This window comes from Erwinia aeris (assembly GCF_041224955.1).
Taxonomy (GTDB): domain Bacteria; phylum Pseudomonadota; class Gammaproteobacteria; order Enterobacterales; family Enterobacteriaceae; genus Erwinia; species Erwinia aeris.
In genome coordinates this window covers 110014-137013 of sequence record NZ_JBGFFX010000008.1, presented here as the reverse complement: position 1 = coordinate 137013, position 27000 = coordinate 110014, and the positions used below count along the sequence as shown (strand labels likewise).

General features: G+C 58.3%; 21 protein-coding genes. 15 read left to right on the top strand and 6 right to left on the bottom strand.

What is annotated here, in order from left to right; genetic code table 11:
* The first annotated feature begins 6 nt into the window (after positions 1 to 6).
* Positions 7 to 2172 carry a bifunctional acyl-ACP--phospholipid O-acyltransferase/long-chain-fatty-acid--ACP ligase gene (aas, locus tag AB6T85_RS14420; RefSeq protein ID WP_369895941.1) on the top strand — a complete coding sequence of 722 codons (2166 nt, stop codon included), beginning with the start codon at positions 7 to 9 and terminating at the stop codon, positions 2170 to 2172.
* Positions 2165 to 3379, top strand: coding sequence for a lysophospholipid transporter LplT (gene lplT / locus AB6T85_RS14415; protein WP_253458737.1), 1215 nt, complete (start codon positions 2165 to 2167; stop codon positions 3377 to 3379). Before aas ends, lplT begins: the two co-directional genes overlap by 8 nt.
* A gap of 83 nt (positions 3380 to 3462) precedes the next feature.
* On the opposite strand, the gene AB6T85_RS14410 is transcribed toward lplT, so the two are convergent.
* From AB6T85_RS14410 to mutH, 4 genes are all read right to left on the bottom strand, one after another.
* Positions 3463 to 4503 carry an NADP(H)-dependent aldo-keto reductase gene (locus AB6T85_RS14410; RefSeq protein ID WP_253458739.1) on the bottom strand — a complete coding sequence of 347 codons (1041 nt, stop codon included), beginning with the start codon at positions 4501 to 4503 and terminating at the stop codon, positions 3463 to 3465.
* A gap of 180 nt (positions 4504 to 4683) precedes the next feature.
* Entirely contained in the window at positions 4684 to 4899 is a 216-nt protein-coding gene (locus AB6T85_RS14405) for a YgdI/YgdR family lipoprotein (protein WP_125287384.1), read from the bottom strand.
* Positions 4900 to 5063: 164 nt separating this feature from the next.
* Positions 5064 to 5774, bottom strand: a complete 711-nt coding sequence (locus tag AB6T85_RS14400; protein ID WP_253458743.1) for a TerC family protein — start codon at positions 5772 to 5774, stop codon at positions 5064 to 5066.
* Between the two features lie 68 nt (positions 5775 to 5842).
* The gene (gene mutH / locus AB6T85_RS14395) at positions 5843 to 6529 is read right to left on the bottom strand and encodes a DNA mismatch repair endonuclease MutH (protein WP_253458745.1); all 687 of its coding nucleotides are present in this window, start codon (positions 6527 to 6529) and stop codon (positions 5843 to 5845) included.
* A gap of 687 nt (positions 6530 to 7216) precedes the next feature.
* Between mutH and rppH the strand changes: the two genes are divergently transcribed.
* The 4 genes from rppH (at position 7217) to thyA (ending at position 11811) form a co-directional block, all read left to right on the top strand.
* Complete coding sequence (rppH, locus tag AB6T85_RS14390) at positions 7217 to 7741, top strand: RNA pyrophosphohydrolase (protein ID WP_125287387.1); 525 nt, start codon at positions 7217 to 7219, stop codon at positions 7739 to 7741.
* 11 nt (positions 7742 to 7752) lie between these two features.
* On the top strand, positions 7753 to 9999 hold the full coding sequence (ptsP, locus tag AB6T85_RS14385; RefSeq protein WP_253458747.1) for a phosphoenolpyruvate--protein phosphotransferase: 2247 nt from the start codon (positions 7753 to 7755) through the stop codon (positions 9997 to 9999).
* Positions 10000 to 10138: 139 nt separating this feature from the next.
* The gene (gene lgt / locus AB6T85_RS14380) at positions 10139 to 11020 is read left to right on the top strand and encodes a prolipoprotein diacylglyceryl transferase (RefSeq protein WP_253458750.1); all 882 of its coding nucleotides are present in this window, start codon (positions 10139 to 10141) and stop codon (positions 11018 to 11020) included.
* A complete protein-coding gene (thyA, locus tag AB6T85_RS14375; protein WP_253458753.1) occupies positions 11017 to 11811 on the top strand; it encodes a thymidylate synthase in 795 nt (264 codons plus the stop codon). The genes lgt and thyA overlap by 4 nt, the downstream gene beginning before the upstream one ends.
* Positions 11812 to 11912: 101 nt before the next feature.
* On the opposite strand, the gene AB6T85_RS14370 is transcribed toward thyA, so the two are convergent.
* Positions 11913 to 12278: a hypothetical protein gene (locus tag AB6T85_RS14370; RefSeq protein WP_369895996.1), complete on the bottom strand. Its 366-nt coding sequence runs from the start codon at positions 12276 to 12278 to the stop codon at positions 11913 to 11915.
* Between AB6T85_RS14370 and AB6T85_RS14365 the strand changes: the two genes are divergently transcribed.
* The 4 genes from AB6T85_RS14365 to AB6T85_RS14350 are packed head-to-tail and all read left to right on the top strand — an operon-like array spanning position 12235 to position 13973.
* Positions 12235 to 12684: a prepilin-type N-terminal cleavage/methylation domain-containing protein gene (locus AB6T85_RS14365; protein ID WP_301289822.1), complete on the top strand. Its 450-nt coding sequence runs from the start codon at positions 12235 to 12237 to the stop codon at positions 12682 to 12684. The genes AB6T85_RS14370 and AB6T85_RS14365 overlap by 44 nt on opposite strands.
* A complete protein-coding gene (locus AB6T85_RS14360; RefSeq protein WP_253461231.1) occupies positions 12675 to 13226 on the top strand; it encodes a prepilin peptidase-dependent protein in 552 nt (183 codons plus the stop codon). The genes AB6T85_RS14365 and AB6T85_RS14360 overlap by 10 nt, the downstream gene beginning before the upstream one ends.
* Positions 13223 to 13663 carry a DUF2509 family protein gene (locus tag AB6T85_RS14355; RefSeq protein WP_369895937.1) on the top strand — a complete coding sequence of 147 codons (441 nt, stop codon included), beginning with the start codon at positions 13223 to 13225 and terminating at the stop codon, positions 13661 to 13663. The genes AB6T85_RS14360 and AB6T85_RS14355 overlap by 4 nt, the downstream gene beginning before the upstream one ends.
* 16 nt (positions 13664 to 13679) lie before the next feature.
* A complete protein-coding gene (locus tag AB6T85_RS14350; RefSeq protein WP_253458758.1) occupies positions 13680 to 13973 on the top strand; it encodes a prepilin-type N-terminal cleavage/methylation domain-containing protein in 294 nt (97 codons plus the stop codon).
* A 1-nt stretch (position 13974) separates the two neighbouring features.
* On the opposite strand, the gene AB6T85_RS14345 is transcribed toward AB6T85_RS14350, so the two are convergent.
* Positions 13975 to 14121: a hypothetical protein gene (locus AB6T85_RS14345; RefSeq protein WP_253458761.1), complete on the bottom strand. Its 147-nt coding sequence runs from the start codon at positions 14119 to 14121 to the stop codon at positions 13975 to 13977.
* 230 nt (positions 14122 to 14351) lie between these two features.
* Here AB6T85_RS14345 and AB6T85_RS14340 point away from each other — a divergent pair, with 230 nt between their 5' ends.
* From AB6T85_RS14340 to recD, 5 genes are all read left to right on the top strand, one after another.
* Positions 14352 to 15101 (top strand): oligogalacturonate-specific porin KdgM family protein, encoded by a 750-nt coding sequence (locus AB6T85_RS14340; RefSeq protein ID WP_253458764.1) that lies wholly within the window; start codon positions 14352 to 14354, stop codon positions 15099 to 15101.
* A 104-nt stretch (positions 15102 to 15205) separates the two neighbouring features.
* Positions 15206 to 18574 carry an exodeoxyribonuclease V subunit gamma gene (recC, locus tag AB6T85_RS14335; RefSeq protein ID WP_369895934.1) on the top strand — a complete coding sequence of 1123 codons (3369 nt, stop codon included), beginning with the start codon at positions 15206 to 15208 and terminating at the stop codon, positions 18572 to 18574.
* A gap of 139 nt (positions 18575 to 18713) precedes the next feature.
* The gene (gene ptrA, locus AB6T85_RS14330) at positions 18714 to 21599 is read left to right on the top strand and encodes a pitrilysin (protein ID WP_253458770.1); all 2886 of its coding nucleotides are present in this window, start codon (positions 18714 to 18716) and stop codon (positions 21597 to 21599) included.
* On the top strand, positions 21596 to 25132 hold the full coding sequence (gene recB, locus AB6T85_RS14325) for an exodeoxyribonuclease V subunit beta (protein ID WP_369895932.1): 3537 nt from the start codon (positions 21596 to 21598) through the stop codon (positions 25130 to 25132). The genes ptrA and recB overlap by 4 nt, the downstream gene beginning before the upstream one ends.
* Positions 25123 to 26946, top strand: a complete 1824-nt coding sequence (gene recD, locus AB6T85_RS14320) for an exodeoxyribonuclease V subunit alpha (RefSeq protein ID WP_369895930.1) — start codon at positions 25123 to 25125, stop codon at positions 26944 to 26946. The genes recB and recD overlap by 10 nt, the downstream gene beginning before the upstream one ends.
* Positions 26947 to 27000: the final 54 nt, after the last annotated feature.

Below are 27000 nucleotides of genomic sequence, written 5' to 3'. Positions count from 1 at the left end.
GATGGCATGCTGCTTTCATTTTTCCGTCTGCTGGTTGGGGTGCTCTACCGTACCCGGCTGGCTGGCGATCTTTCCCCGCTGCACCAGCCAAAGGTGCTGATTGTGCCCAACCATATGTCGTTTCTGGACGGCATGCTGCTGGCGCTGTTTTTGCCGGTTAAGCCGGTATTTGCCGTCTACTCTTCCATCAGCGAAAAATGGTATATGCGCTGGGTGCGCCCGCTGGTGGATTTTGTGCCGCTGGATCCGGCAAAGCCGCTGTCGGTCAAGCGTCTGGTGAAAACAATCGCGCAGGGCCGTCCGGTGGTGATTTTTCCCGAGGGGCGAATTACCGTCACCGGATCGCTGATGAAAATTTACGACGGTGCCGGTTTTGTCGCGGCAAAGTCGCAGGCTACCGTTGTGCCGCTGCGGATAGAGGGCGCGGAGTTTTCGCCGTTTGGCCGCCTGGCCGGCGTGTTTAAGCGCCGCCTTTTCCCGCGTATCAGCATGACCGTGCTTCCTGCCACCACCATCCCGATGCCGGAGGCCAAAACCGCGCGGGAGCGCCGCAGGCTGGCGGGGGAACATCTGCATCATATTATGATGGAAGCGCGAATGGCGGTGCGCCCGCGCGAGACGCTTTATCAGGCGTTTCTGGCTGCCCGCACGCGCTATGGCTATTTCAAATCCTGTATTGAAGACGTCAATTTGCAGCCTGACAGCTACACGGGGCTGCTGAAAAAATCGCTGGGCGTCGGCCGGATCCTGGAGCGTTATACGTCGCCAGGTGAATACATTGGCCTGTTGCTGCCGAATACCACGGTGACCGCCGCCGCGATCCTGGGCGCGTCGATGCGTGGCCGCGTTCCGGCGATGCTTAACTACACCGCTGGCGTTAAAGGCGTGGGCAGCGCGCTGAAAGCGGCAGAGGTAAAAACGGTTTTCACCTCCCGTCAGTTTCTGGACAAGGGCAAGCTCTGGCATCTGCCGGAGCAGCTTACCGGGGTAAAATGGATCTTTCTGGAAGATCTGAAAGGAACGGTTACCACGCAGGATAAACTCTGGATCCTCGGCCATCTTCTTCTGCCACGCCATGCTGAAGTGCAGCAGCAGCCGGAAGACGCGGCGATGGTGCTGTTTACCTCCGGCTCGGAAGGTCATCCTAAAGGCGTGGTGCATTCGCATAAAAGCCTGCTGGCGAATGTGGAACAGATCCGCACGGTGGCCGACTTTACGCCGCGCGATCGCTTTATGTCCGCGCTGCCGCTGTTTCACGCTTTCGGCCTGACCGTTGGGCTGTTTACGCCGCTAATGACCGGGGCAGAAGTGTTCCTTTATCCCAGCCCGCTGCACTATCGTATTATTCCGGAGCTGGTGTATGACCGGAACTGCACCGTACTGTTCGGCACCTCCACCTTTTTGGGCAACTACGCGCGCTTTGCTAATCCGTATGATTTCGCGCGCCTGCGCTACGTGGTGGCCGGCGCAGAAAAATTGCAGGAGGGCACGCGTCAGGTCTGGATGGAGAAATTCGGCATCCGCATTCTGGAAGGGTACGGCGTGACGGAGTGCGCGCCTGTGGTGGCCATCAACGTGCCGATGGCGGCGAAAAACCATACCGTCGGGCGTATTCTGCCGGGCATGGATTCTCGTCTGATTTCCGTGCCGGGGATTGAGCAGGGCGGGCTTCTGCAGCTGCGCGGGCCGAATATTATGAAAGGCTACCTCCGGGTAGAAAAACCAGGCGTGCTGGAAGCGCCGCAGGCGGATAACGGCGAAGGGCAGATGGAAGCAGGCTGGTACGATACCGGTGATATCGTCAGCTTTGACGAGCATGGTTTTTGTCAGATCCAGGGGCGCGCAAAGCGGTTTGCTAAGCTGGCGGGCGAAATGGTGTCGCTGGAAATCGTCGAGCAGATTGCGCTGAAGGCATCGGCAGAAAAACAGCACGCCGCGTCGATAAAGCCCGACGGCAACCGTGGCGAAGCGCTGGTGCTGTTTACCACCGACGGCGAATTAACCCGCGACAGGCTGCAGAAGGCGGCTCGCGAGCTGGGCGCGCCGGAGCTGGCGGTGCCGCGCGATATTCGCGTGTTGCCGCAGCTGCCGCTGTTGGGCAGCGGGAAACCCGACTTCGTTACGCTGAAAAGCATGGCGGAACAGCCGGAAAAAGAGGCGGAAAATGCATAACTCATCCGGCAGCGAAAAGCTGCTTTCGCGCGGCATGATGGCGGTTATCGCCGCGCAGTTTTTGTCGGCTTTTGGCGATAATGCGCTGCTCTTCGCCACGCTGGCGGTGCTTAAAAACCAGGTCTATCCGGACTGGAGCCAGCCGGTGCTGCAAATGGTTTTTGTCGCCACCTATATCATCCTGGCGCCTTTCGTCGGCCAGGTTGCGGACAGCTTCGCCAAAGGTCGGGTGATGATGGTCGCCAACGGCCTCAAGCTGCTGGGCGCGCTGACTATCTGTTTCGGCTTTAATCCTTTTATCGGCTATGCACTGGTTGGCGTTGGCGCGGCGGCCTATTCACCAGCCAAGTACGGCATTTTGGGCGAAATCACCGGCGGCGAAACGCTGGTCAAGGCAAATGGCCTGATGGAATCCTCAACCATTGCGGCTATTTTGCTGGGATCGATCGCGGGCGGCGTGCTGGCGGACTGGAATCTGACCGGCGCGCTTATCGCCTGCGTGCTGGCCTACGGGCTTGCCGTAGCGGCGAACGTGCTGATCCCGAAACTGGCGGCGGCGAGGGCGGGGCAAAGCTGGCATCCGCTGCGCATGTCGCTCAGCTTTTTCCACGCCTGTCGCGAGCTGTGGCGCAATGGCGAAACGCGTTTTTCGCTGGTGGGCACCAGCCTCTTCTGGGGCGCGGGCGTCACCCTGCGTTTTCTGCTGGTGTTGTGGGTGCCGGTCGCGTTGGGTATTACCGATAACAAAACGCCCACGCTGCTGAATGCTATGGTCGCCATCGGCATTGTGTTCGGCGCAGGCGCGGCCGCGAAGCTGGTGACGCTGAAAACGGTCGGCAGATGTATGCCAGCGGGCGTGCTGATTGGCGTGGCGGTGGTCTTTTTCGCCTTGCAGCACACGGCGGCAGGCGCTTACGGATTACTGATAGTTATCGGCATGCTTGGCGGCTTCTTTGTGGTGCCGCTGAACGCGCTGTTGCAGATGCGCGGCAAGGAGAGCGTCGGCGCAGGCAACGCTATTGCGGTACAAAACCTGGGTGAGAACGGCGCGATGTTGATCATGCTGGGGCTTTACTCGCTGGCCGTGAAGCTGGGCGCGCCGCCGGTAGCCACCGGCGTGGGCTTCGGTGCGCTGTTTGCGCTGGCGATTGCCGTGCTGTGGGGCTGGCAGCTGGCGCAGCATCGCCACACCAGAGTGGGGAAATAAACGGATTTTCAGAGCAAAAAAGGGGCGGAAATATTCCGCCCCTTTTTACTGGCTACCGTTAACCGTTTTCGTCAAAAAACGAGTTAAGGCGACGGGAAGGTGTAGCGGCGATGGATAGCTTCCAGCCCCTGCATCACTTCCTCATCCAGCGTCAGATTATAGCTGTCGATATTCAGCTGCAGCTGTTCCAGGGTAGTCGCGCCCAGCAGCGTACTGGCGACGAAAGGCTGCTGACGGACAAAAGCCAGCGCCATCTGGGACGGGTCAAGATTATACTTTTTCGCCAGCGCCACATACTCGGCAATAGCCAGCTCGGCCTGTTCGCCGCTGTAGCGGGTAAAGCGGCTGAACAGCGTGTTGCGCGCGCCGGCAGGCTTAGCGCCGTTCAGGTATTTGCCGCTCAGCGTGCCAAAGGCCAGGCAGGAATAGGCCAGCAGCTCGACGCCTTCGTGCTGGCTGATTTCCGCCAGACCCACTTCAAAGCTGCGGTTCAGCAGGCTGTAGGGGTTCTGAATAGAGACAATGCGCGGCAGCTCGTGCTTTTCCGCCAGCTGTAAATAGCGCATCACGCCCCACGGCGTTTCGTTCGAGACGCCGATATAGCGTATTTTACCGGCACGAACCTGCTCGTTCAGCGCTTCCAGCGTCTCCAGCAGCGTGACCGTGGCGGTATCTTCCGCATATTCGTAGTTCAGCCGTCCGAAGTAGTTGGTCTGTCGCTGCGGCCAGTGCAGCTGGTAAAGATCCAGATAGTCGGTGTTCAGCCGCTTCAGGCTGGCGTCCAGCGCCTGACGGATGTTCTTGCGATCCAGCGCCTGGCCCGGTCGGATTGAAGCATCCGCACCGCGTACCGGCCCGGCGACTTTAGAGGCCAGCACCACTTTTTCGCGATTGCCGCGCGCCTTCAGCCAGCTGCCAATATAGGTTTCGGTTAACCCCTGCGTTTCCGGGCGCGGCGGCACCGGATACATCTCAGCGGTATCGATCAGGTTAATGCCGGAACGGAGCGCCAGATCAAGCTGCGCATGGGCATCGGCTTCACTGTTTTGCTCGCCAAACGTCATGGTGCCTAATCCCAGGCTGCTGATTTCCAGCGTACTGTGGGGGATGCGATGATAATGCATGTGCCGGCTTCCTTTTTTCATTATTAAAAGACCAGCCTGGCGTGCGGGGTAAAACTGTTGAAGCAAACGCCAGATCCGGCTTTTGACTATAACCGTCGGGCGCTACAGGGGGAAGAGCGGATTTATCGGGAAGTGCGGTGGGGGCCACCTGTCGGAAAGCGTCAGGTGGCGGGATTGGGCTTAGCGTTCAACAATCGATGAAACCTCATCGCCGTTGATTTGCAGCTCATGGCCGGAGCGATCGGTGTACTTCACCAGACCGGTATCCTGATCGATCTCCGGTTTACCCTGGGTCATAATCATCTTGCCTTCTTTTGTCGCCATCACGTAATCACTGCTGCAACCGCCGAGCAGCGTGGCCAGCATCAGAACGGCCGCGCCAGACATCAACTTCATACTTCGCTCCCTTAGCCTTCAATTTGCCTGCATCAGTAATAGCGCATTTTACAGAAAGCGTTAACCGCAGAACTCCTAAAAAGGCGTCACAGCACGACGAACTATTGACTTTGATCGTAAAAACAACAGGAAGAAGCCGACCGGCAGCGCCGGTCGGCCTGGTATCAGGCGTGGTTTTTTTTGCCGCGTAGCAGGTTAAGACACTCTACCGACATGGAGAAGAACATCGCGAAATAGATATAACCTTTTGGCACGTGAATATTGAAGCTTTCCAGGATCAGGGTGAAACCTACCAGGATCAGGAAAGTCAGCGCCAGCATTTTTACTGAAGGATGGCGGTCAACAAATTCACCGATAGCGCGGGCGGCAAACATCATCACGCCCACTGCAATTACCACGGCCGCCATCATAATAATCAGATGATCGGACAGGCCAACGGCAGTAATTACCGAATCAAGACTGAAGATAATATCCAGCAGCATAATCTGCACAATCGCGCCGGCGAAGGAATGAACATTGCTTTTATGTTCTTCTTCACCGCCTTCTATTGTTTCGTGGATCTCCATACTGGACTTCCACAGCAGAAAAAGCCCCCCGAACAGCAGGATTAAATCGCGCGCGGAAAAAGAGTGGTCCATCAGCGTAAACAGCGGCGTGGTCAGGCGAATGACCCAGGCAATCGAGGCCAACAGACCCAGACGCATCAGCATGGCGCCCGCCAGGCCGATACGGCGCGCGGCGTTCTGCTGCTGTTTGGGAAGTTTAGCCACCACCAGAGAAAGAAAAATAATATTATCAATACCCAGAACGATTTCCAGAATCGTCAGTGTACCCAGCGCCAGCCAGGCGTTGGGATCGGCAATCCAGTCAAACATACAACGTTGCATCCTAAACGAAAGTTAAACGAAGAGTATACTCATCCGGATGCCGCTCAGCTAAAGCTTTACAGTAAAAAATGACGTGCCAGTAAGGGCGCGGTGAAAGCCTTTTTCAGGTAGAAGCCCCTGGGCAGCGTCATTACCGGCTGGCCGTTTTCGCCAATGCCTTCCGTCAGGGCTTTGCTGTTGGCGGCTTTGGGCCGGATTTGCAGCACTTCGCCGTGGCGGGCGGTAATACGCTCTACCTGTCCCAGCACGATCATATCCATCAGCTCTTCCCAGTCGCGCCGCAGCAGCAGCTCTTCTTCTTCACTGGGACTCCACAGCAGCGGGGCGCCGACGCGACGTTCGGCCAGCGGAATAGCCCGATCGCCTTCTACCGGGATCCACAATACTCTCGCCAGCTTATGTCGCACATGGCTGGTTTCCCAGACCAGACCGCTGTTGCCGGTCAACGGTGCCACGCAAACAAAGGTGGTTTCCAACGGGCGGCCCTGCGCGTCGACAGGAATAGTTTTCAGCTCCACGCCGATGTCGGCAAAATCCTGTTCTGGTTTGCTGCCTGCGCTGGCGCCCAGATAGCGTTCCAGTAGCATACCCACCCAGCCCTTATCACGACGCAGGTCGCGCGGTATCGTAAGGCCCGCTCTCAACGCCAGTTCGCCCAGCGTAAAGCCAGCCAGCTGGCGCGCGCGTTCCAGTAACGCGGCTTCGTTTTCCGGCGGTAAAACCGGAGAAAAATAGTCTGGCATCGCCTGCTCTTGGTTGTTGGTTAAAAAATGAACAGTAGTTTTCCATATTAAAAGGGATGCGTTCATCCCTGAGGAAAAGCGCAATAATAGCATGATTAATCGCGGCTTTTTTTTGTCACTTTGCGGCCGCGATCGGGAAGTTGAAAAGGTTATGCCTGCCTGCGCACCGACAATGAACAGGATCTTACACGTAGTTATCCACAGAAAAATGGGATAAGTCGATTTTTAAAATAATACTGTTTCGATTTACAGGCTTGACGCGGCGGTTTTACCCGGGTTACCGCATTTTTTGCTTAGGATAGCAACATATCCTGTGGATAAAAAAGTCGGTGTTCGATCTTTCGCCACCTGCATGGGGTCGTCATTGATCGGGGGCCCTGAAACAGCAGAAGGACGCGGTAGAATTGGATAAATCCCAATATTTATAATGCGTTAACCAAAGTATTAACCTTGGGCTAAAAGGCGCCACTCTGAGTTTTCCCCAGCGGCCAGGAGAGTTCTGCACAAAGATATCCACAGAAAAGGTGAATAAGATCGCGCAAAAGTGGCGATTTCTGTTTATAACTCTACGAATGTTCGCAAGTTATCCCGCGAATGCCGTCAGTAACGCCCCAAAAGCAGTGGTTTACCGTCTGTAAGGAGTATGAAACAATCAGGCTATCCGAGTATTAGTTTTGAGGTAGTCCAGTGATCGATGATGATGGCTACCGCCCGAATGTTGGTATCGTAATTTGTAACAGGCAGGGACAAGTGTTGTGGGCCAGAAGGTATGGCCAGCACTCCTGGCAGTTTCCTCAGGGAGGCATCAACCCTGGCGAAACGGCAGAACAGGCGATGTATCGAGAACTCTTTGAGGAAGTCGGTTTGCACCGCAAAGATGTGCGCATCCTTGCCTCTACCCGGAACTGGTTACGCTATAAGTTGCCGAAACGTTTGGTGCGTTGGGACACAAAGCCGGTTTGTATCGGCCAGAAACAGAAGTGGTTTCTTCTGCAACTCTTGTGCAATGACGCGGATATCAACATGCAAACCAGCAGCACGCCGGAGTTCGACGGCTGGCGCTGGGTGAGCTTCTGGTATCCTGTACGTCAGGTTGTCTCTTTTAAACGCGACGTTTATCGCCGGGTGATGAAGGAGTTCGCCAGCGTGGTGATGCCCCTGCAGGAGAATGCCGTACCGCGAAATACGCCTTATCGACGGAAGAGAGGGTAAGCCGCTCAGATATGCTTATACAGCTGCGCGAGATAGTGGAGAAAGTGGCAGGAGCGCCCCGGCTGACCGAGGCGCTCGACATTCTGGTCAGCGAAATCTGCCTGGCAATGGATACCGAAGTCTGTTCGGTCTACCTGGCCGATCACGACCGTCGCTGCTATTACCTGATGGCGACGCGCGGCCTGAAAAAGCCGCGCGGCCGCACCGTCGCGCTGGCTTTCGACGAAGGGATCGTCGGGCTGGTAGGGCGTCTGGCTGAACCTATCAACCTTGCCGATGCGCAAAGTCATCCCAGCTTCAAATATATTCCTTCCGTAAAAGAAGAGCGCTTCCGTTCTTTTCTCGGCGTGCCGGTTATCAGCCGCCGCCAGCTGCTGGGCGTACTGGTCGTTCAGCAGCGCGAGCACCGCCAGTTTGACGAGAGCGAAGAATCGTTTCTGGTGACGCTGGCTACGCAAATGGCCACTATTCTCTCTCAATCGCAGCTTAATACGCTGTTCGGACAGTACCGGCAAACCCGCGTGCGCGCCCTGGCCGCCGCGCCGGGCGTGGCGGTGGCCGCAGGCTGGGTAGAAAGTAACCAGCCGTCGCTGGATACCGTTTCGGCGGCCTCCACGCTGGATGCGGTGCGCGAGCGCGAAAGGCTGTCGCTGGCGATGGACGAGGCTTCCGGCGAGTTTCGCCGCTACAGCAAACGTTTCACCTCCAGCGTGCATAAAGAAAGCGCCGCCATTTTCGATCTCTATTCGCACCTGCTCAGCGACAACAGGCTGAAAAAAGATCTCTTTGCGGAGATCGACAACGGCTTCGTGGCGGAATGGGCGGTAAAGAAGGTCATTGAGAAGTTTGCCGCCCAGTTTGCCAGCCTGCAGGACAGCTATCTGCGTGAAAGGGCGGGCGATCTGCGCGCGCTGGGGCAGCGTTTGCTGTTTCACCTCGACGACACCATGCAGGGCACCAATACCTGGCCCGAACGCTTCGTGCTGGTGGCCGACGAGCTGACCGCCACGACGCTGGCCGAGCTGCCGCACGATCGCCTGGCAGGCGTGGTGGTCAGGGATGGCGCGGCCAACTCGCACGCGGCGATTATGGTGCGCGCGATGGGCATTCCGACCGTGATGGGCGCGGATATTCAGCCCGAGGCGCTCAACGGCAGGCTGCTGATCGTGGACGGCTATCGCGGCGAGCTGCTGGTGGATCCGGAACCGGTGCTGGTGCAGGAATATCAGCGGCTGATCAGCGAAGAAAACGAGCTGAGCAAGCTGGCGGAAGACGTGGTGGAGCGGCCTGCGACGCTGAAGTCGGGCGAGCCGGTAAAAGTGATGCTCAACGCGGGCCTGAGCGCGGAGCATGAGCAGGCGCAGGGCGGTCGCGTGGATGGCGTCGGGCTTTACCGTACGGAAATCCCCTTTATGCTGCAAAACGGTTTCCCTTCCGAAGAGGAGCAGGTCGCGCAGTATCAGGGGATGCTGCAACTCTTCCTGGAAAAGCCGGTTACGCTGCGCACGCTGGATATCGGCGCTGACAAACAGCTGCCCTACATGCCGATAAGCGAGGAGAACCCTTGCCTGGGCTGGCGCGGTATCCGACTAACGCTGGATCAGCCGGAGATTTTTCTGGTCCAGGTACGCGCCATGCTGCGCGCTAACGTCGCCAGCGACAACCTCAGCATTCTGCTGCCGATGATCACCAGCATTGATGAAATCGACGAGGCGCTCAGGCTAATCGAACGAGCCGGAAAGGAAGTGGAAGAGATGCTGGGCTACCCGATTCCCAGGCCGCGCGTCGGCGTGATGATTGAGGTACCCTCGATGATCTTTATGATCGGCCACCTGGCAAAGCGGGTCGATTTTATCTCCGTCGGCACTAACGATCTGACGCAGTACCTGCTGGCCGTCGATCGCAACAATACGCGCGTCGCCAGCCTTTACGACAGCCTGCATCCGGCGATGCTGCGCGCGCTGAAAACCATTGCGGAAGAGGCGAAGCGGGCCAATATCGAACTCTGTCTGTGCGGCGAAATGGCGGGCGATTCCAGCTGCGTCGCCCTGCTGGTGGGGCTGGGCTATCACCATCTGAGCATGAACGGACGCAACGTCGCCAGGGTGAAATATCTTCTGCATCATATTGATTACGAAGAGGCGCAGAAGCTGGCGGAAGCGGGCCTGCAGGCGGAACAGGCAAATGAGGTGCGCCACCTGGTCGCCGCCTTTATGGAACGGCGCGGGCTGGGCGGTCTGATCCGCGGTGGTCGATAGTTCTCTTATTAAAGTTTACAAAGTTCCATCGGGCCGCCTTCGTGCGGCCTGTGCTATGATGCGCGCCTCTGCGCGGCGCCGCACGCGCGCTTTATTCATTCCGTCACCTGAAATCAGGGACTATTAATAATGGTGAAAGATGACTAACGGCTATCTGGCTTTCCCCCAATTTGATCCGGTAATTTTCTCCGTCGGGCCGATCGCCCTGCACTGGTATGGCCTGATGTATCTGGTCGGCTTTATCTTTGCCATGTGGCTGGCCGTACGCCGCGCCAACAAGCCGGGCAGCGGCTGGAAAAAAGAAGAGGTTGAGAATCTGCTCTATGCGGGGTTCCTCGGCGTCTTCCTGGGCGGCCGCATCGGCTACGTGCTGTTTTATAATATGCCGCTGTTTCTGGATAATCCGCTCTATCTGTTCAAGGTCTGGGATGGCGGCATGTCGTTCCACGGCGGCCTGCTGGGCGTTATCTGCGTGATGCTGTGGTTCGCCCACCGTACCAAACGCAACTTTTTCCAGGTGGCGGATTTTATCGCGCCGCTGATCCCTTTCGGGCTGGGCGCCGGCCGTCTGGGCAACTTTATCAATGGTGAACTCTGGGGACGCGTAGCGCCCGATCTGCCATGGGCGATGCTGTTTCCCGGCTCGCGCGGCGAAGACGTAGCGCTGGCCGCCACCCATCCTGAATGGCAGTCGCTGCTGGCTACTTACGGCGTGCTGCCGCGCCATCCTTCTCAGCTCTATGAACTGCTGCTGGAAGGCGTGGTGCTGTTTATCATTTTGAATGTTTTTATCCGTAAAAATCGTCCGATGGGCGCGGTATCAGGTTTGTTCCTGATCGGCTACGGCGTATTCCGCTTTATCGTGGAGTATTTCCGTCAGCCAGACGCCCAGCTGGGCCTGTTCGACAATTTTATCAGCATGGGGCAAATCCTTTCGACGCCGATGATTATCGCCGGCGCCATTATGATGATTTGGGCGTATCGCCGCCGTACCGTGCAACACGTTCGTGAGGAAAAATGAAACAGTATCTGGAATTAATGCAGAAAGTGCTCAACGAGGGCACGCCGAAAAATGACCGTACCGGTACCGGCACGCTGTCGATTTTTGGTCATCAGATGCGTTTCAACCTGCAGGAAGGCTTTCCGCTGGTGACCACCAAGAAGTGCCATTTGCGTTCGATTATCCATGAGCTGCTGTGGTTTCTGAAGGGCGACACCAATATCGCCTATCTGAAAGAAAATAAAGTGACCATCTGGGACGAGTGGGCCGATAAAAACGGCGACCTTGGCCCGGTATACGGCAAGCAATGGCGCAGCTGGGGCGCGCCGGACGGCCGCCAGATTGATCAGCTGGCAAAAGTGATGGAGCAGCTGAAAAACGATCCGGACTCGCGCCGCATCATCGTCTCCGCGTGGAACGTGGGCGAGCTTGACGAGATGGCGCTGGCGCCGTGCCATGCCTTCTTCCAGTTCTACGTGGCGGACGGCAAGCTTTCCTGCCAGCTCTATCAGCGCTCTTGCGATGTGTTCCTTGGCCTGCCGTTTAATATCGCCAGCTATGCGCTGCTGGTGCATATGGTGGCGCAGCAGTGCGATCTGGAACCGGGCGACTTTGTCTGGACGGGCGGCGACACGCACCTCTACAGCAACCATCTGGAGCAGGCGAATCTGCAGCTGACCCGCGAGCCGCGTGAGATGCCGAAGCTGGTGATCAAACGTAAACCCGCTTCGCTGTTTGATTATCGTTTTGAAGATTTCGATATCGAAGGTTACGATCCGCATCCTGCCATTAAGGCGCCGGTCGCCATCTGACCGACTAAGGGAGCGAGCTTTCGCTCCCTTTTTTACGACCCGACAAAGCTGCTGCCGTTCTCTTTGCTGTACTAAATTTAAGTATCCCCGTGTTGCCACCGTTATTTCTGCCTCTTTATTTCCTGCCCTGAGCTTAAGCGCCGCTCTCTTGCCGCTGCCGCTCTCTTGCCGCTGCCGCTCTCTTGCCGCTGCCGCTCTCTCAGCTTCTTTCTTTCCTGCCCGGAGCTTAAGCGCCCACCTGTCTGAACTTTATTTTTGCCGACAGGATGGCGCGGTAAAACCGCAGCGGAAAAGGTTGTTTTTCCAATACAGGCCGCAAAAAAACAGGTAATGAAACATCCAAAGCGTAAACGGCCGGAAAGCCGCTCGCATGATGGCTTTTTGTGGCTGGCAACTTTGCTCGCCAACGGCACAATAGAGCACATGAACAGAGCAGGCTTTACCTTACCGGAATTGCTGATCGTCATGACTATCGCCAGCATGCTGATGGCCGGCGCGGTCGGTGGCTGGCAGCAGTGGCAGCAGACGCAGCGGCTAAACGCGAGCGCGCGGCAAATCCAGCATTTTTTACTGCGGCTGCGCAGCGAGACAAACTGGCATAACCGGCAGGCGCTGCTGTGGAAAACGGATGGCGCTTCGTGGTGCCTGGGCAGCGGCCCGGTGCAGGCGTCCTGCCATGGCCGCCAGCGCCGAACGTTAACTGCGCCCTGGCCTGCGATAAAAATAGCCTCGCTCACGGAGGGGATGGGATTTTATGGCCGCCGCAACGTGGCCAAACCGGGCCGGATCGTGATCGTCGGCGCGGCGGGCGAACGTCATATTATCCTGTCGTCGAGGGCAAGGGTGCGCATTTGTCAGGATGCCTGTCCGTGAAGCGCGGTGGTTTTACCCTGCCGGAAATGTTAGTGGCGTTGGCGATTAGCGGCGTACTGATGCTGGGCGCGGCAAAATTTCTGCCGCTGTTGCAGATCGGCAATCTGCGGATCCTGCTGACCTTTCAGCTTCACGAAGAGCTACAGCTGATGATGAGCACGCTGGAAAAAAGCGTGCGGCGCGCGGGCTACTGTCACGGCAAATGCCAGGGCGAAGGGCTGCAGACGATCGGCGAAAAAAACGCATGCCTGCTGGTGCGCTGGGACGAGAACAGCAACGGCCGCTGGGAAGGGCCGGGCAATGACAACAGCGACTACTATGGCTTCCGGCTGCGCGACGGCAATCTGGAGGCGCAGCGCGGCGTACAGAGCTGCGACAGCGGCGGATGGGAAAAAATGAACGACCCGGACAGCATAGTAATCAGCGATTTTCGCGTGCTTAAGCAGGCGAGACAGATCCGACTGCTGCTTGGCGGCTATGCCAGACGTTTTCCGCAGCTGCCGCTAACCGTCGAGCGCTGGATCACGGCGGAAAACTTGTGAATACGCAGCAGGGAAGCGGTGTGCTGCTGATGGCGATCCTGCTGTTGCTGATGTCGACGGCGCTGCTCAACGCCACCCGACAGCAGCTGGATGCATCGTTAAGCCTTGTGGCGGACGAGCGGCTTTATCTGCGGCAGGCCAGCCTGGCCGCTTCGGCGCTGGAGGCGGGGAAAAGGGAAAAATGGGCGTCGACGGTGGTTTGGCGCTGCCTTACGGCACGGCAGCAGCCTGACTGGCGGGCCTGTTTTAAAGTGACAACGAAAGGCGAAGCCTTATTACGTGGTGACGGCGGCAAAGACACTATCGCCTTTTATCAATGGGTAACCCACGATGAACAAAATGGCCGCGTACATCCACAGCCGCACGGCTGGCTTGATTTTTGTCCGTTGGCGCAGGAAGAAGACTGCCTGCCGGACAGGGAAACCGCAGGGCTTTAGCCTGCCGGAAACGCTGGTGGCGCTGCTGCTGTTTAGCCTGAGCTCGCTGGCGCTGGTTCAGTATCAGCTGGCGCTGGGAAGAAGCTTTCAGCTGCAGCTACAGCAGCGGGAAGCGGTCAGGCTGGCCCGGCAGCGGTTCGAAGGCTATCAGGCGCCCGGCTGGCAGACGATGCTGGAACAGCAAACGCTGACCGAAGGCTGCATGCTGTTAACGGCGCGGGTTATCAGTCCTGCCGGGGCTAAAGCTGCATTATCGCAGCTGAGCTGTAAAAGCGAAGACCAACAGGAAAGTGCAGAGCTGCACAGGTAGTTTATGCTGTCGTCGTTTTGAAAAAGCCTGAAAGCAGCCAGCGGCCGATTATCTCTTTATGAGAGATAACAGCCGGAAATCTTTTTTCTGCTGCCACAGAAAAAAACAAGCTGGCAAAATAGCGAAGGTTCGGGACGTAACTATCCATTACTTTCCCTGTCATAATATTTTTGTTTTTATCAAGTGACTTTGCTTTTCAGGCGGTTTTGAAAGTTTTTATAAAAATATCTTTTCCCGTGTCAGTATTAACACAGAACGGCAGCGGCTTTTTGTATTAAGGAGGTATACCAGGACGGTTAACTATCCCGACTGAATCTGCCTGGCAATTAATGCAGTCAGTAACAGGCTCTTTTAATAAACCTTCACGGATGAAACAAGATGAAAATAGCAACGAAACTTTTACTCTCCCTCTCTTTATCCGCGGTATTTCTTCCCCCGGCGGGCGCAGATGCCGTCAAAGATGTGACCGTGGATTATCGACACGGCTACCGCCTGCGCGACCGCACCCACTACGATAAGCTGGCGCTGGGTGCCAGCCTGCCTGATAATTACGTTTTTAGCGTCGAAACCAAATTTAAAACCGGCGGCCCGGACCCGAAAGATAAATATTATAACGACATAGTTTTGAACGTAGTCGAAATGACGCTGATGAAAAACTTTTTTTATGGCGACTGGACTTTTACCCCTTTTATTCAGCCAGAGTTCAGTTCGGTGAGAACGGAATGGAAATTTGGCGTCGTGCCCTGGTATAAAATTAATGACAGCTGGTCTGTTGGCGGTATGTATCGCCTGGAGCTAAGCGACTATGCGCATGACGGCCAGTGCGGTGAAGCCGGTCACGACTATTGCAGCCTGGACAAGCACCGTACCGTTAACCGCTTTGATGCCTATTTCCGCTACCGCTGGAAAGATTTAACCACCACCTATAAATACATTTATATGCACGGTGACGATTTACTGTTCGCCAATAAGAAAAATAACTACGAGCAGGAGCTACAGTTTGATTATGTAGTTGGCGCGAACAGAGAGTGGCGGCCTTATGTCACCTTCGCCGATATCGGCCGCAGCGCTTATTCCAGCGAGCGCCAGCTCCGCTTAAGGCTGGGCGTCGCCTATACCTTTAAATAAATTTTGGCTACATAAACGGTAAACGGCCTGACAGCCGCATTTGCAACAGCCTCCGGACGGGGTAGAGTGTGCACGCAGAGCGCAACACCGTACCAGGAGCAGGCATGTTTACCGTTTATCACTCGAATCAGCTGGATCTTTTAAAAACGCTGGCGGCTTTTCATATTGAAAACCAGCCGCTGCGCGATCCTTTCCAGTCCGAAGTGGTGCTGGTGCAGAGTCCCGGTATGGCGCAGTGGCTGCAAATGTCGTTGGCCGAGCAGTTCGGCATTGCGGCTAATATCGCCTTTCCGCTGCCCGCGTCCTTTATCTGGGATATGTTTGTCCGCGTTCTGCCGGGCATTCCTAAAGAGAGCGCCTTCAGCAAAGCCAGCATGAGCTGGAAGCTGATGACTATCCTGCCGAAGCTGCTGTCGCGGCCGGAATTCGTTATGCTGAGCCACTATCTTTCTGACGACGAGGACAAGCGTAAGCTGTTTCAGCTCGCATCGCGGGTAGCCGATCTTTACGACCAGTATCTGGTTTACCGCTCGGAGTGGCTTAACAGCTGGGAAAAAGGGCAGCAGATCGAAGGGCTGGGCGAAGCGCAGCAGTGGCAGGCGCCGCTGTGGGCGGAGCTGGTTGCCTGGAACCGCGAGCTGGGCCATCCGGAATGGCACCGCGCCAATCTTTACGCGCGGTTTATCGCCACGCTGGAACAAAGCAGTACCCGGCCGCCAAACCTGCCGGATCGCGTATTTATCTGCGGCATCTCCGCGCTGCCGCCGGTGTACCTCCAGGCGCTTCAGGCGCTCGGCAAGCATATAGATATCCACCTGCTGTTTACCAACCCGTGCCGCCATTATTGGGGTGACATTCAGGATTACGCTTTTCTGGCTAAGCTGCAAAGCCGCCGCCGCGAGCACTACAAACAGCAGCGGGAAAGCGCGCTGTTTCGTGAAGAAGACGCCGCCAGCCTGTTTAACGAGGCGGGCGAGCAGCAGCTGAGCAATCCGCTGCTGGCTTCCTGGGGTAAGCTGGGGCGCGACAACCTGTTTTTGCTGGCGCAGATGGAGTGTCGGGAAATCGACGCCTTTGTCGATATCGAACCGACCACGCTGCTGCAAACGCTACAGCACGATCTGCTGGAGCTGGAAGACAATGCCGTGATCGGCCTGAAGCGGGAAGAGTGGGAATCCAGCCTGGGCAAGCGGGTGCTGGATCCCGACGACCAGTCGGTGACTTTTCACCTCTGCCACAGCCCGCAGCGCGAAGTGGAAGTGTTGCAGGACAGGCTATTGGCGATTATGGCGGAAGATCCGCAGCTTTCGCCGCGCGACATTATCGTGATGGTGGCGGATATCGACGCCTACACGCCGTTTATCCAGGCGGTTTTCGGCAATGCGCCTGCGGAACGCTGGCTGCCTTTTTCCATCTCCGACCGTCGCGCCAGCCAGGCGCATCCTGCTTTGCAGGCCTTTATTGCGCTGCTGAGCCTGCCGGACAGCCGCTTTACCTCCGAAAGCGTACTGGCACTGTTGGAAGTGCCGGCGGTTGCCAGCCGTTTCTCTGTTGATGAAGAAGGGCTGCGGCGGCTGCGGCACTGGGTCGGCGAGTGCGGCATTCGTTGGGGGCTGGATGACGACACGGTGCGCGAGCTGGATCTGCCGCCAACCGGACAGCATACCTGGCAGTTCGGCCTGACGAGAATGCTATTGGGCTACGCCATGCACAGCGATATCGGCCACTGGCAGGGCGTGCTGCCCTATGATGAATCCAGCGGCCTGATTGCCGAGCTGGTGGGGCACCTGGCCGAGCTGTTAATGCAGCTGCGTCGCTGGCGCGAGCGGCTGAGCGAGCCAAGAGCGCTGGAGGCGTGGCTGCCGCTCTGTCGCGAGCTGCTTGGCGATTTCTTTGAAGGCGATGCCGAGGCGGAAGCGGCGCTGGCGCTGATTGAAGAGCAGTGGCAGCAGGCCATCAGCTACGGTATTCAGGCCGAATATCAGCAGGCTATCCCGCTGTCGCTGCTGCGCGACGAACTGCGCGCCAGGCTGGATCAGGAGCGGATCAGCCAGCGCTTTCTTGCTGGCCCGGTTAACTTCTGTACGCTGATGCCGATGCGATCCATTCCCTTTAAGGTGGTTTGCCTGCTGGGCATGAACGACGGCGTCTACCCGCGCACGCTGCCGCCGCCGGGTTTCGATCTGATGAGCCAGCAGCCGAAAAAAGGCGACCGTAGCCGTCGCGACGACGACCGCTATCTGTTTCTGGAAGCCATTAACTCCGCTCAGCATCAGCTCTATATCAGCTATATCGGCCGCACCATACAGGACAATTCGGAACGATTCCCTTCGGTGCTGGTCAGCGAGCTGGTGGATTATATCGGGCAAAGCTTCTGTCTGCCGGAAGACCGTCAGAGCGATGTGGATACCAGCGCGGCGCGGGTTATCGCGCATCTGCATCACCTACACAGCAGGATGCCGTTTGCGGCGGAAAACTTTCTGCCGCAGGCGCGTTATCAGAGCTATGCGGCGGAGTGGCTACCGGCAGCGAAGGCGAGCGGCGTGCCGCATCCGCCATTTATGCAGCCGCTGCCGGAGGAAAATATTGCCGAGCTTAACTTCGACCAGCTGCTGCGTTTCTGGCGTCATCCGGTACGCGCCTTTTTCAGCCTGCGGTTGGGCGTCAGCTTCAGCGCGGAAGACATGGAACTGCCGGATGCGGAACCTTTTATTCTGGATAACCTCAGCCGTTACCAGCTTAATACCCAGCTGCTGAATACCCTGATTGAAGGCCAGCCGGGCGAACCGCTGTTCGATCGTCATCGCGCGGCGGGCAATCTGCCGTATGGCGCCTGGGGCGAACTGTTCTGGCAGGATCAGCTGGCGGATATGGCCGAACTGGCCGGCGTGGTGCGCGAGCAGCGCAAGGATGCCGTCAGCCAGGAAATCAATCTTCAGGTTGGCGGGCTTCAGCTGAGCGGCTGGCTGCCTGCCGTACAGGACGATGGCCTGCTGCGCTGGCGGCCAGGCCACCTTAACTTTACCGACGGGCTGGCGCTGTGGCTGGAACATCTGGTCTACTGCGTGCTGGGCGGCAGCGGCGCCAGCCGCATGTACGGACGTAAAGAGAGCCGCTGGTGGTTCCCGCCGCTCTCCGCCATTGAGGCCAGCGGCTGGCTTGAACGCTATATCGAAGGCTATAAAGCAGGCATGCGCGCGCCGCTGCTGCTGCTGCCCAAAACCGGCGGTGCCTGGCTGGAGGCCTGCTATGACGAAAAGGCGGCGGCGGTCTCTTACGATGAGGCGACGCAGGCAAAAGCGCGCAATAAGCTGCTGCAGGCCTGGCAGGGCAATATGCAAATAGAAGGCGAGGGCAGCGATCCCTATCTGGCCCGGCTGTTCCGCACGCTGGATGAAGCAACGCTACAGCAAATCACGCACAACGCCGAAGTCTGGCTGCTGCCGCTGCTGCGGATGAATGACATTAACTGAGACATCCTGTAGTGTTACTTTATAACCCCATTTCGCTTTTTTTTCTGTCCGCTCTTAGCCAGCGGAGTCTTTAGGGTCGTCGTTTAGCTGTCGCCGCTTCGGGGGCGCAGAAAGCACGTTAGATTGTCGAGGAGTTTGAATGCGTCGTTATGCAGTCTGGTTCACCACGCTGTTTCTGCTTTTTACCTTCTGGAGTCCGCTGAGCCAGGCACAGTCAGGCTGGCAGCCGATCCCTGAAGCTATCCGCAAAAGTGAAAAAGATCCGCGCCAGTATCAGGCGATCAAACTCGACAACGGCATGACGGTACTGCTGGTTTCCGATCCGCAGGCGACAAAATCCCTGTCGGCGCTGACGCTGCCCATCGGCTCGCTGGACAACCCGCGTAACCAGCAGGGTCTGGCGCACTATCTTGAGCATATGCTGCTGATGGGGTCAAAACGCTATCCGCAGCCGGATAATCTGGCGGAGTTCCTGAAAAAGCACGGCGGCAGCCACAATGCCAGCACGGCGTCCTACCGCACGGCTTTCTACCTGGAAGTGGAAAACGATGCGCTGGCCCCGGCGGTGGATCGGCTGGCGGATGCCATCGCCGAGCCGCTGCTGGATCCGGTTAATGCCGATCGCGAGCGCCATGCGGTGAATGCGGAGCTGACGATGGCGCGCTCGCGCGACGGCTTGCGCATGGCGCAGGTCGGCGCGGAAACGCTGAATCCTGACCATCCCAGCTCGCTTTTTTCCGGCGGCAACCTGGACACGCTGAAAGACAAACCGGACAGCAAGCTGCACGATGCGCTGAAGGATTTTTATCAGCGCTACTATTCGGCCAACCTGATGAAAGCGGTGATTTACAGCAATAAGCCGCTGGCGGAACTGCAAAAAATCGCGGCCACTACCTTTGGCAGAGTGGCGAACCACAATGCCGCAGTGCCTGCGATTACCGTGCCGGTGGTGACGGACCAGCAGAAAGGCATTGTGATCCACTACGTGCCGGCCCAGCCGCGCAAGCAGGTCAGGATCGAGTTTCGCATCGACAATAACAGCGACCAGTTTCGCAGCAAGACCGATACGTTAATCGCCTATCTGATCGGCAATCGCAGCAAAAATACGCTTTCCGACTGGCTGCAAAGCCAGGGCCTGGCCGATTCTATTGATGCCGGCGCCGATCCGGTTATCGATCGCAACGGCGGCGTCTTTTCCATCTCTATTTCGCTGACCGATCGGGGGCAGGCAAACCGCGATCGGGTGGTGGCCGCCGTGTTCAGCTATCTGAACAAGCTGCGTAACGAAGGCATCGACAAACGCTATTTTGATGAAATGGCGCACGTGCTGGATCTGGACTTCCGCTATCCGTCGATCACGCGTGACATGGACTATATCGAATGGCTGGTGGATACCATGCTGCGCGTGCCGGTTACCGACACGCTGGTCGCGTCCTATATCGCCGATCGCTACGATCCGCAGGCGATTAAAGCGCGTCTGGACGGCATGACGCCGCAGAACGCCCGGATCTGGTTTATCAGCCCGAACGAGCCGCACAATAAGACCGCCTATTTCGTTAATGCGCCTTATCAGGTCGATCGCATCACGCCGGAACGTTTTGCCGCCTGGCAGAAGGAAAGCGCGGCTATTTCGCTGGACCTGCCCGTGTTGAATCCCTATATCCCGTCTGATTTCACGCTGATTAAACCGGCGCAGCAGGTTGACCGTCCGCAGACGCTGGTTAACCAGCCGGGCCTGCGCGTGTTCTATATGCCGAGCCGCTTTTACGCGGACGATCCCAAAGCCAACATCACGCTGGCGCTGCGTAACAAAGAGGCGATGAGCACCGCTAAAAATCAGGTGCTGTTCGGCATGAATGATTACCTGGCGGGCCAGGCGCTGGACGAGCTGAACTCGCAGGCTTCGGTTGGCGGCATCAGCTTCTCCACCAGCGAAAACGACGGCGTAACCTTTAACGCCAGCGGCTTTACTCAGCACCTGCCGGAGCTGATGCAGACGCTGCTGAAACAGTACGCCAGCTATCAGCCAACGCAGCAGCAGCTGGATCAGGCGAAGTCCTGGTATCTGGAGCGTCTGGACGCCGCCGAAAAAGGGAAGGCCTTCGAGCTGGCTATTCAGCCCGCGCAAATGCTGTCGCAGCTGCCCTATACCCAACGCAGCGAGCGCCGTAAGCTGGTGGCCGGTATTACGCTGGCCGATCTGAAGAATTACCGCAGTATGCTGTTGGAAAAAGCGACGCCGGAGCTGATGGTGGTCGGCAATATGACGCCGGAAAGCGTCAAGGCGCTGGCGACCACGCTGAAAGCGCAGCTTAACTGCGAAGGGCAGAGCAGCTGGCACAGCGATTATCTGACGGTGGATAAAACGGCAAACGCCAATTTACAACAGGCCGGCAGCAGCACCGATTCCGCGCTGGCCGCGCTGTACGTGCCGCTCGGCTATGAAGAGTTCGACAGCATCGCCAGCAGCGCCATGCTCAGCCAGATTGTGCAGCCGTGGTTCTATAACCAGCTGCGTACTGAGGAGCAGCTTGGCTATGCGGTATTCGCCTTCCAGATGCCGGTTGGTCGCCAGTGGGGCATCGGCTTCCTGCTGCAAAGCAACGTTAAGCAGCCCGCTTATCTGCTGCAGCGCTTTGAGGCGTTCTATCCGACGGCGGAAAAGCGCCTGCGCGAGATGAGCAAAGAGGATTTCGCCCAGTATCAGGCGGCAATGATCAACGAGCTGAAGCAGCGTCCGCAAACGCTGGATGAAGAAGCGGGCCGCTACAGTAAAGATTTCAACCGGCAGAACTACCGTTTCGACACCCGTGAAAAAGTGGTTGCCCGTATTCAGGCGCTGACGCCAGAGAAGCTGGCGGCCTTTTTCCACGATGCGGTCAGCAAACCGCAGGGCCTGACGCTGCTGTCGCAGATCTCCGGCAGCCAGCACGACAAGGCCGACTATGCGAAGCCGGCGGGCTTTACCACCTGGCAGGAAGTGTCGAAGCTACAGCAATCTTTTCCGGTGCAAAGCGATAAATGAAGGTCCAGCGTCTCGATCCCCTGACGCTGCCGCTGAAAGGCGAAAGGCTGATAGAAGCCTCGGCGGGCACGGGGAAAACCTTTACCATCGGCCTGCTCTACCTGCGTCTGCTGCTGGGGCTGGGCGGCGAAGCGTCGTTCGGGCGGCCGCTGTCGGTTGAAGAGATCCTGGTGGTGACCTTTACCGAAGCGGCCACCGCAGAGCTGCGCGGCCGCATCCGTGAAAACATCCACCGGCTGCGTATCGCCTGCGTGCGCGGATATACGGCTGACGGCGTGCTGGCCCAGCTGCTGACGGAAATCGACGACCTGCCGCAGGCGGCCGCGCAGCTGCTGGCCGCAGAACGGCAGATGGACGACGCCGGGATTTTTACCATCCACGGCTTCTGCCAGCGCATGCTGAACCTGAACGCCTTTGAGTCAGGCATGCTGTTTGAGCAGCAGCTGATTGAGGATGAGTTTCCGCTGCGCCGTCAGGCCGCCGCCGACTTCTGGCGCCGCTACTGCTATCCGCTGCCGCTGCCGATAGCGCGGGTAATGACCCAGATGTGGCAGGGGCCGGAGCAGCTGCTGACCACGCTGCTGCCCTGGCTGAACGGCGAAGCGCCGGTGCTGAAATATCCGCTTGATTTGCAGGAAACCTTTAGCGAACGCCACGACAAAATTATCGCGCAGATCGACGGCCTGAAAGCGGCCTGGGTGGCGGCCGGTAATTTGCACGATCTGATCGCGCAATCGGGCGTGGATAAGCGAAGTTACAGCAGTAAGCACTTACCTAACTGGCTGGACAAGCTGAACCAGTGGGCGATGGCGGAGACGCTGGACTATCTGTTTCCCAAAGAGCTGGAACGCTTTGGCCAGCGCGTGCTGCATGAAAAAACCAAAAAGGGCGAGCCGCCGCAGCATCCGCTGTTCGAAGAGATCGACCGTTTTCTGGCCGAGCCGCTGTCGCTGCGCGATTTAGTGATCGCCACCGCGCTGGAGGAAATCCGCCAGGCAACCCAGAAAGAGAAGCGCCAGAACGCGCTGCTGGGGTTTGACGATTTGCTACAGCGCCTCGACAGCGCGCTGCGGCAGCCGGGCGGCGAGGCGCTGGCGCAGGCGATCAGAACCCGCTATCCGGTCGCGCTGATTGATGAATTTCAGGATACCGACCCGCAGCAGTACCGTATTTTCCGCGGTATCTACGGCCAGCAGCCCGACAACGCGCTGCTGCTGATTGGCGATCCCAAACAGGCGATTTACGCTTTTCGCGGCGCGGATATTTTTACCTATATGAAAGCGCGTGGGGAAGTCAGCGCTCACTACACGCTGGAAACTAACTGGCGCTCGTCGCCGATGATGGTTAACAGCGTTAACCAGCTCTTTTCCCGCATGCAGGATCCCTTTCTGTTCAGCGAAATTCCCTTTATTCGCGTTGAGCCAGCCGCGCCCAACGCCGCGCTGAGCTTTACCGTTGAGGGCAAGGAGCAGCCCGCGCTGCGCTTCTGGCTACAGCCGGGTGAAGGCGTGGGCGTGACGGAATATCAGCAGTTTATGGCGCGCCAGTGCGCGGCGGATATCTGCCGCTGGCTGAGCGCGGGTCAGCAAGGCACGGCGCAGATCGGCAAGGGCGACGAGCTGCGGCCGGTGCAGGCTTCGGACGTCACCGTGCTGGTGCGCAGCCGCAGCGAAGCCGCGCTGGTACGGGAAGCGCTCAACGCCCTGAATATTCCCTCGGTCTACCTTTCCAACCGCGACAGCGTGTTCGCCACCCAGGAAGCGCGTGAAATGCTGTGGCTGCTTCAGGCGGTGCTGGCGCCGGAGCAGGAACGCATTCTGCGCAGCGCGCTCGCTACCAGCATCTTCGGGCTGGATGCGCCGACCTTGCAGGATCTGAGCGAGGACGAGCGCAAATGGGATGCGCTGGTGGATGAGTTCGACCACTATCGTCAGCGCTGGCTGAAGCGGGGCGTGCTGCCGATGCTGCGCGAGCTGATGGTCAACCGGCAGATTGCGGAAAACCTGCTGGCTTCGGAAAGCGGCGAGCGCCGCCTGACCGATCTGCTGCATCTGGGCGAGCTGTTGCAGGAAGCTTCCGCGTCGCTCGACAGCGAGCACGCATTGGTGCGCTGGCTGGCGCAGGAAGTGGCGCAGCCCAACGGGCAGTCGGCCAGTCAGCAGCTGCGGCTGGAGAGCGATCGCCACCTGGTGCAGATCGTCACTATCCATAAATCGAAAGGTCTGCAATATCCGCTGGTGTGGCTGCCGTTTGTTGCCAACTATCGCGAAGCGGCCACGGGCATCTATCACGATCGACAGAATTATCAGGCGCTGCTGGATCTGCGCGAGGACGAGGAAAGCCTTGAGCTGGCCGAGCAGGAGCGGCTGGCCGAAGATCTGCGCCTGCTCTATGTGGCGCTGACGCGCTCCGTTCATCACTGTAGCGTGGGCGTTGCGCCGCTGATCAAGGGCAACCGTAAAAAAGAAGGCAACAGCGATCTGCACCGCAGCGCGCTGGGCTGGCTGTTGCAGCAGGGCGAACCGGCTGACGCCACCGCGCTACGCGAGCAGCTGCTTACAATGCAAAACGAGGCGGTAGAAACCGTGCTGGCGGAGACGCCGGAAAGCGCTCCCTGGCAGCCGCAGCGGCACGCCTTACACGCGCTCAGCAGCAAAGCGATGGCGCGCAAGCTGCGCGACGAGTGGCGGGTGACCAGCTATTCCGGGCTACAGCAGCACGGCCATTCCGTCACGCTGGATCTGCTGCCGCGCCTGGACGTTGACGCGGCGGGCGAGGCGCAAAGCCAGCAGGCTGCGCAATTGACGCCGCATACTTTTCCTCGCGGCGCGGCGCCGGGCACTTTTCTGCACGGCCTGTTTGAAAACCTCGACTTTACCCAGCCGGTGGATGAAGCCTGGCTGAGCGAACAGCTTGCCGGACAGGGGCACGACCTTGCCTGGCTGCCGGTGATGAAACAGTGGCTGGAAAACGTGCTGACCACGCCGCTGAATGAAACCGGCGTCAGCCTGAGCCAGCTACCGGCGGAAAGCCGTCAGGTGGAGCTGCAATTTTATCTGCCCATCAAACAAATGCTGATGGCGGAAAAGCTGGATCGGCTGGTGCGCCATTACGATCCGCTGTCGGCCGGCTGCCCGCCGCTTAACTTTCAGCAGGTGCAGGGAATGCTGAAAGGTTTTATCGATCTGGTGTTTTGCTGGCAGGGAAAATATTATCTGCTGGATTATAAATCCAACTGGCTGGGCGAGTCGGGCGAGCACTACACGCCGGAAGCGATGGCGGAAGCGATGCGCGCGCACCGTTACGATCTGCAATATCAGCTTTATACGCTGGCGCTGCATCGCTATTTGCGTCATCGTCTGGCTGACTACGATTATCAGCGCCACTTCGGCGGCGTTATCTATCTTTTCCTGCGCGGCGTGGACGGTACGGCGCGTGAAAACGGCATCTTCCGCACCTGCCCGGAAGCGGCTTTTGTGCAGTCGCTCGACGCGCTGTTTGCCGGGGAATTTCAGGAGGAACTATGGCCATAGCGCAACTGCTGCTCTCCGCCTGTGAGGCGCGACTGCTGCGTCCGCTGGACGTGCAGTTCGCCCGCATGGTGGCGGGCGACGATCATCCCGCACTGATGCTGGCTGCGGCCTGCGTCAGCGCCGAAGCGGGCGAGGGGCACGTGTGCCTGCCGCTGACGCATCTCAGCGAAGCGCTGCTGTTCGGCGGACGCCATCCTGAGCTGGCCGGTCAGCTGTGGCAGGCCGTTGGCGAGCCGGACTGGCATCACCTGCTGTCATCGGCGCAGGCCGTGGGCGACGGCACGACGGCAACGCCGCTGGTACTGCATCAGCAGCGGCTCTATCTGCATCGCATGTGGCAGTCGGAAGGGCAGGTGGCGCAGTTTATCGTGCGTGAAGCCCATACGCCCTTTGACGAACAGCGGCTGCGCAGCGCGCTCGACAGGCATTTTGGCGAGCAGCCGGATAACTGGCAGAAAATCGCCGCAGCGGTGGCGATCACGCGGCAAATTGCGGTGATCTCCGGCGGGCCGGGAACGGGCAAAACCACCACGGTAGCCAAACTGCTGGCGACGCTGCTGGAGCTTTCTTCCGGCTCGCTGCGTATTCGCCTGGCCGCCCCGACGGGTAAAGCGGCGGCGCGGCTGACCGAATCCCTGGGCAAAGCGTTGCAGCGGCTTGAAGTCAGCGAAGCGGAAAAACAGCGTTTTCCTGCCGAGGCCACCACGCTGCATCGCCTGCTGGGCGCGGTGCCCGGCAGCCAGCGGATGCGCTATCACGCGGGCAATCCGCTGCATCTGGATCTGTTAGTGGTGGATGAAGCTTCTATGGTGGATTTGCCGATGATGGCGAGCCTGATCGCCGCGCTGCCGCCGCACGCCAGGGTGATCTTTCTGGGCGATCGCGACCAGCTTGCCTCGGTGGAAGCGGGCGCGGTGCTCGGCGATATCTGCCGCTGCGCGGAGTCCGGCTACAGCAGCCAGCGCGCGGAAATGCTGATGCGCCTGACCGGCTGCGAGATTGCAGGCCAGGAGGACAAGCTGGCGCCAGCGGTGCGCGACAGCATTTGCCTGCTGCGTAAAAGCTACCGTTTCGACGCCTCATCGGGCATCGGGCAGCTGGCGCTGGCGGTCAACGCGGGCGATATCCGTCAGGTTGAAAAAGTATTTAACGCGGATTTTGCTGATATTACCCGCTTTACGCTGAGCAGCAGCGCAGAGTATCAGCATCTGCTGGACGCCAGCGTGGCAGGCTATCGCGACTATCTTGAGCAGATTGCCGACCAGGCGGAACCTCGCCGGGTGATTGAGGCGTTTGGCCGCTTTCAGCTGCTGTGTGCGCTGAGGGAGGGGCCGTTTGGCGTGTTCGGACTTAATGAGCGTATTGAGGCCGCCTTGCAGAAAAAACGGCTGATCCAGCGCCAGCCGGGCAGCAAATGGTATATCGGCAGGCCGGTAATGATCGCCCGCAACGACAGCGCGCTGGGGCTGTTTAACGGTGATATCGGCATTGCGATGAACGATGCGGAAGGCGCGCTGAAGGTGTTCTTCCCGCTGCCCGACGGCAGCATTCGGGCCGTGCAGCCCAGCCGCCTGCCGCCGCATGAAACCGCCTATGCGATGACCGTGCATAAATCACAGGGCTCGGAGTTTGATCATACGCTGCTGGTGCTGCCGAATCAGTTTGCGCCGGTACTGACGCGTGAACTGGTTTATACCGCTATCACCCGCGCCAGAGAGCGGCTGACGCTGTATGCGGATAATCAGGTGCTGAACAGCGCGGTGAAGATGCGCACGCGCCGCCGCAGCGGCCTGGTGGAACGGCTGGCGGGGTAAAGTGAGAAAATAGCTGACTTGCTTAATCTGACATTACAACGTTATGCCTGTCAG

Bases quoted from the DNA above. Each gene is read 5' to 3' on its own strand.
- aas (WP_369895941.1), top strand. From the start codon at position 7: ATGCTGCTTTCATTTTTCCGTCTGCTGGTTGGGGTGCTCTACCGTACC.
- lplT (WP_253458737.1), top strand. From the start codon at position 2,165: ATGCATAACTCATCCGGCAGCGAAAAGCTGCTTTCGCGCGGCATGATG.
- AB6T85_RS14410 (WP_253458739.1), bottom strand. From the start codon at position 4,503: ATGCATTATCATCGCATCCCCCACAGTACGCTGGAAATCAGCAGCCTG.
- AB6T85_RS14405 (WP_125287384.1), bottom strand. From the start codon at position 4,899: ATGAAGTTGATGTCTGGCGCGGCCGTTCTGATGCTGGCCACGCTGCTC.
- AB6T85_RS14400 (WP_253458743.1), bottom strand. From the start codon at position 5,774: ATGTTTGACTGGATTGCCGATCCCAACGCCTGGCTGGCGCTGGGTACA.
- mutH (WP_253458745.1), bottom strand. From the start codon at position 6,529: ATGCCAGACTATTTTTCTCCGGTTTTACCGCCGGAAAACGAAGCCGCG.
- ptsP (WP_253458747.1), top strand. From the start codon at position 7,753: ATGCTTATACAGCTGCGCGAGATAGTGGAGAAAGTGGCAGGAGCGCCC.
- lgt (WP_253458750.1), top strand. From the start codon at position 10,139: ATGACTAACGGCTATCTGGCTTTCCCCCAATTTGATCCGGTAATTTTC.
- thyA (WP_253458753.1), top strand. From the start codon at position 11,017: ATGAAACAGTATCTGGAATTAATGCAGAAAGTGCTCAACGAGGGCACG.
- AB6T85_RS14365 (WP_301289822.1), top strand. From the start codon at position 12,235: ATGAACAGAGCAGGCTTTACCTTACCGGAATTGCTGATCGTCATGACT.
- AB6T85_RS14370 (WP_369895996.1), bottom strand. From the start codon at position 12,278: ATGACGATCAGCAATTCCGGTAAGGTAAAGCCTGCTCTGTTCATGTGC.
- AB6T85_RS14345 (WP_253458761.1), bottom strand. From the start codon at position 14,121: ATGGATAGTTACGTCCCGAACCTTCGCTATTTTGCCAGCTTGTTTTTT.
- AB6T85_RS14340 (WP_253458764.1), top strand. From the start codon at position 14,352: ATGAAAATAGCAACGAAACTTTTACTCTCCCTCTCTTTATCCGCGGTA.
- recC (WP_369895934.1), top strand. From the start codon at position 15,206: ATGTTTACCGTTTATCACTCGAATCAGCTGGATCTTTTAAAAACGCTG.
- ptrA (WP_253458770.1), top strand. From the start codon at position 18,714: ATGCGTCGTTATGCAGTCTGGTTCACCACGCTGTTTCTGCTTTTTACC.
- recB (WP_369895932.1), top strand. From the start codon at position 21,596: ATGAAGGTCCAGCGTCTCGATCCCCTGACGCTGCCGCTGAAAGGCGAA.
- recD (WP_369895930.1), top strand. From the start codon at position 25,123: ATGGCCATAGCGCAACTGCTGCTCTCCGCCTGTGAGGCGCGACTGCTG.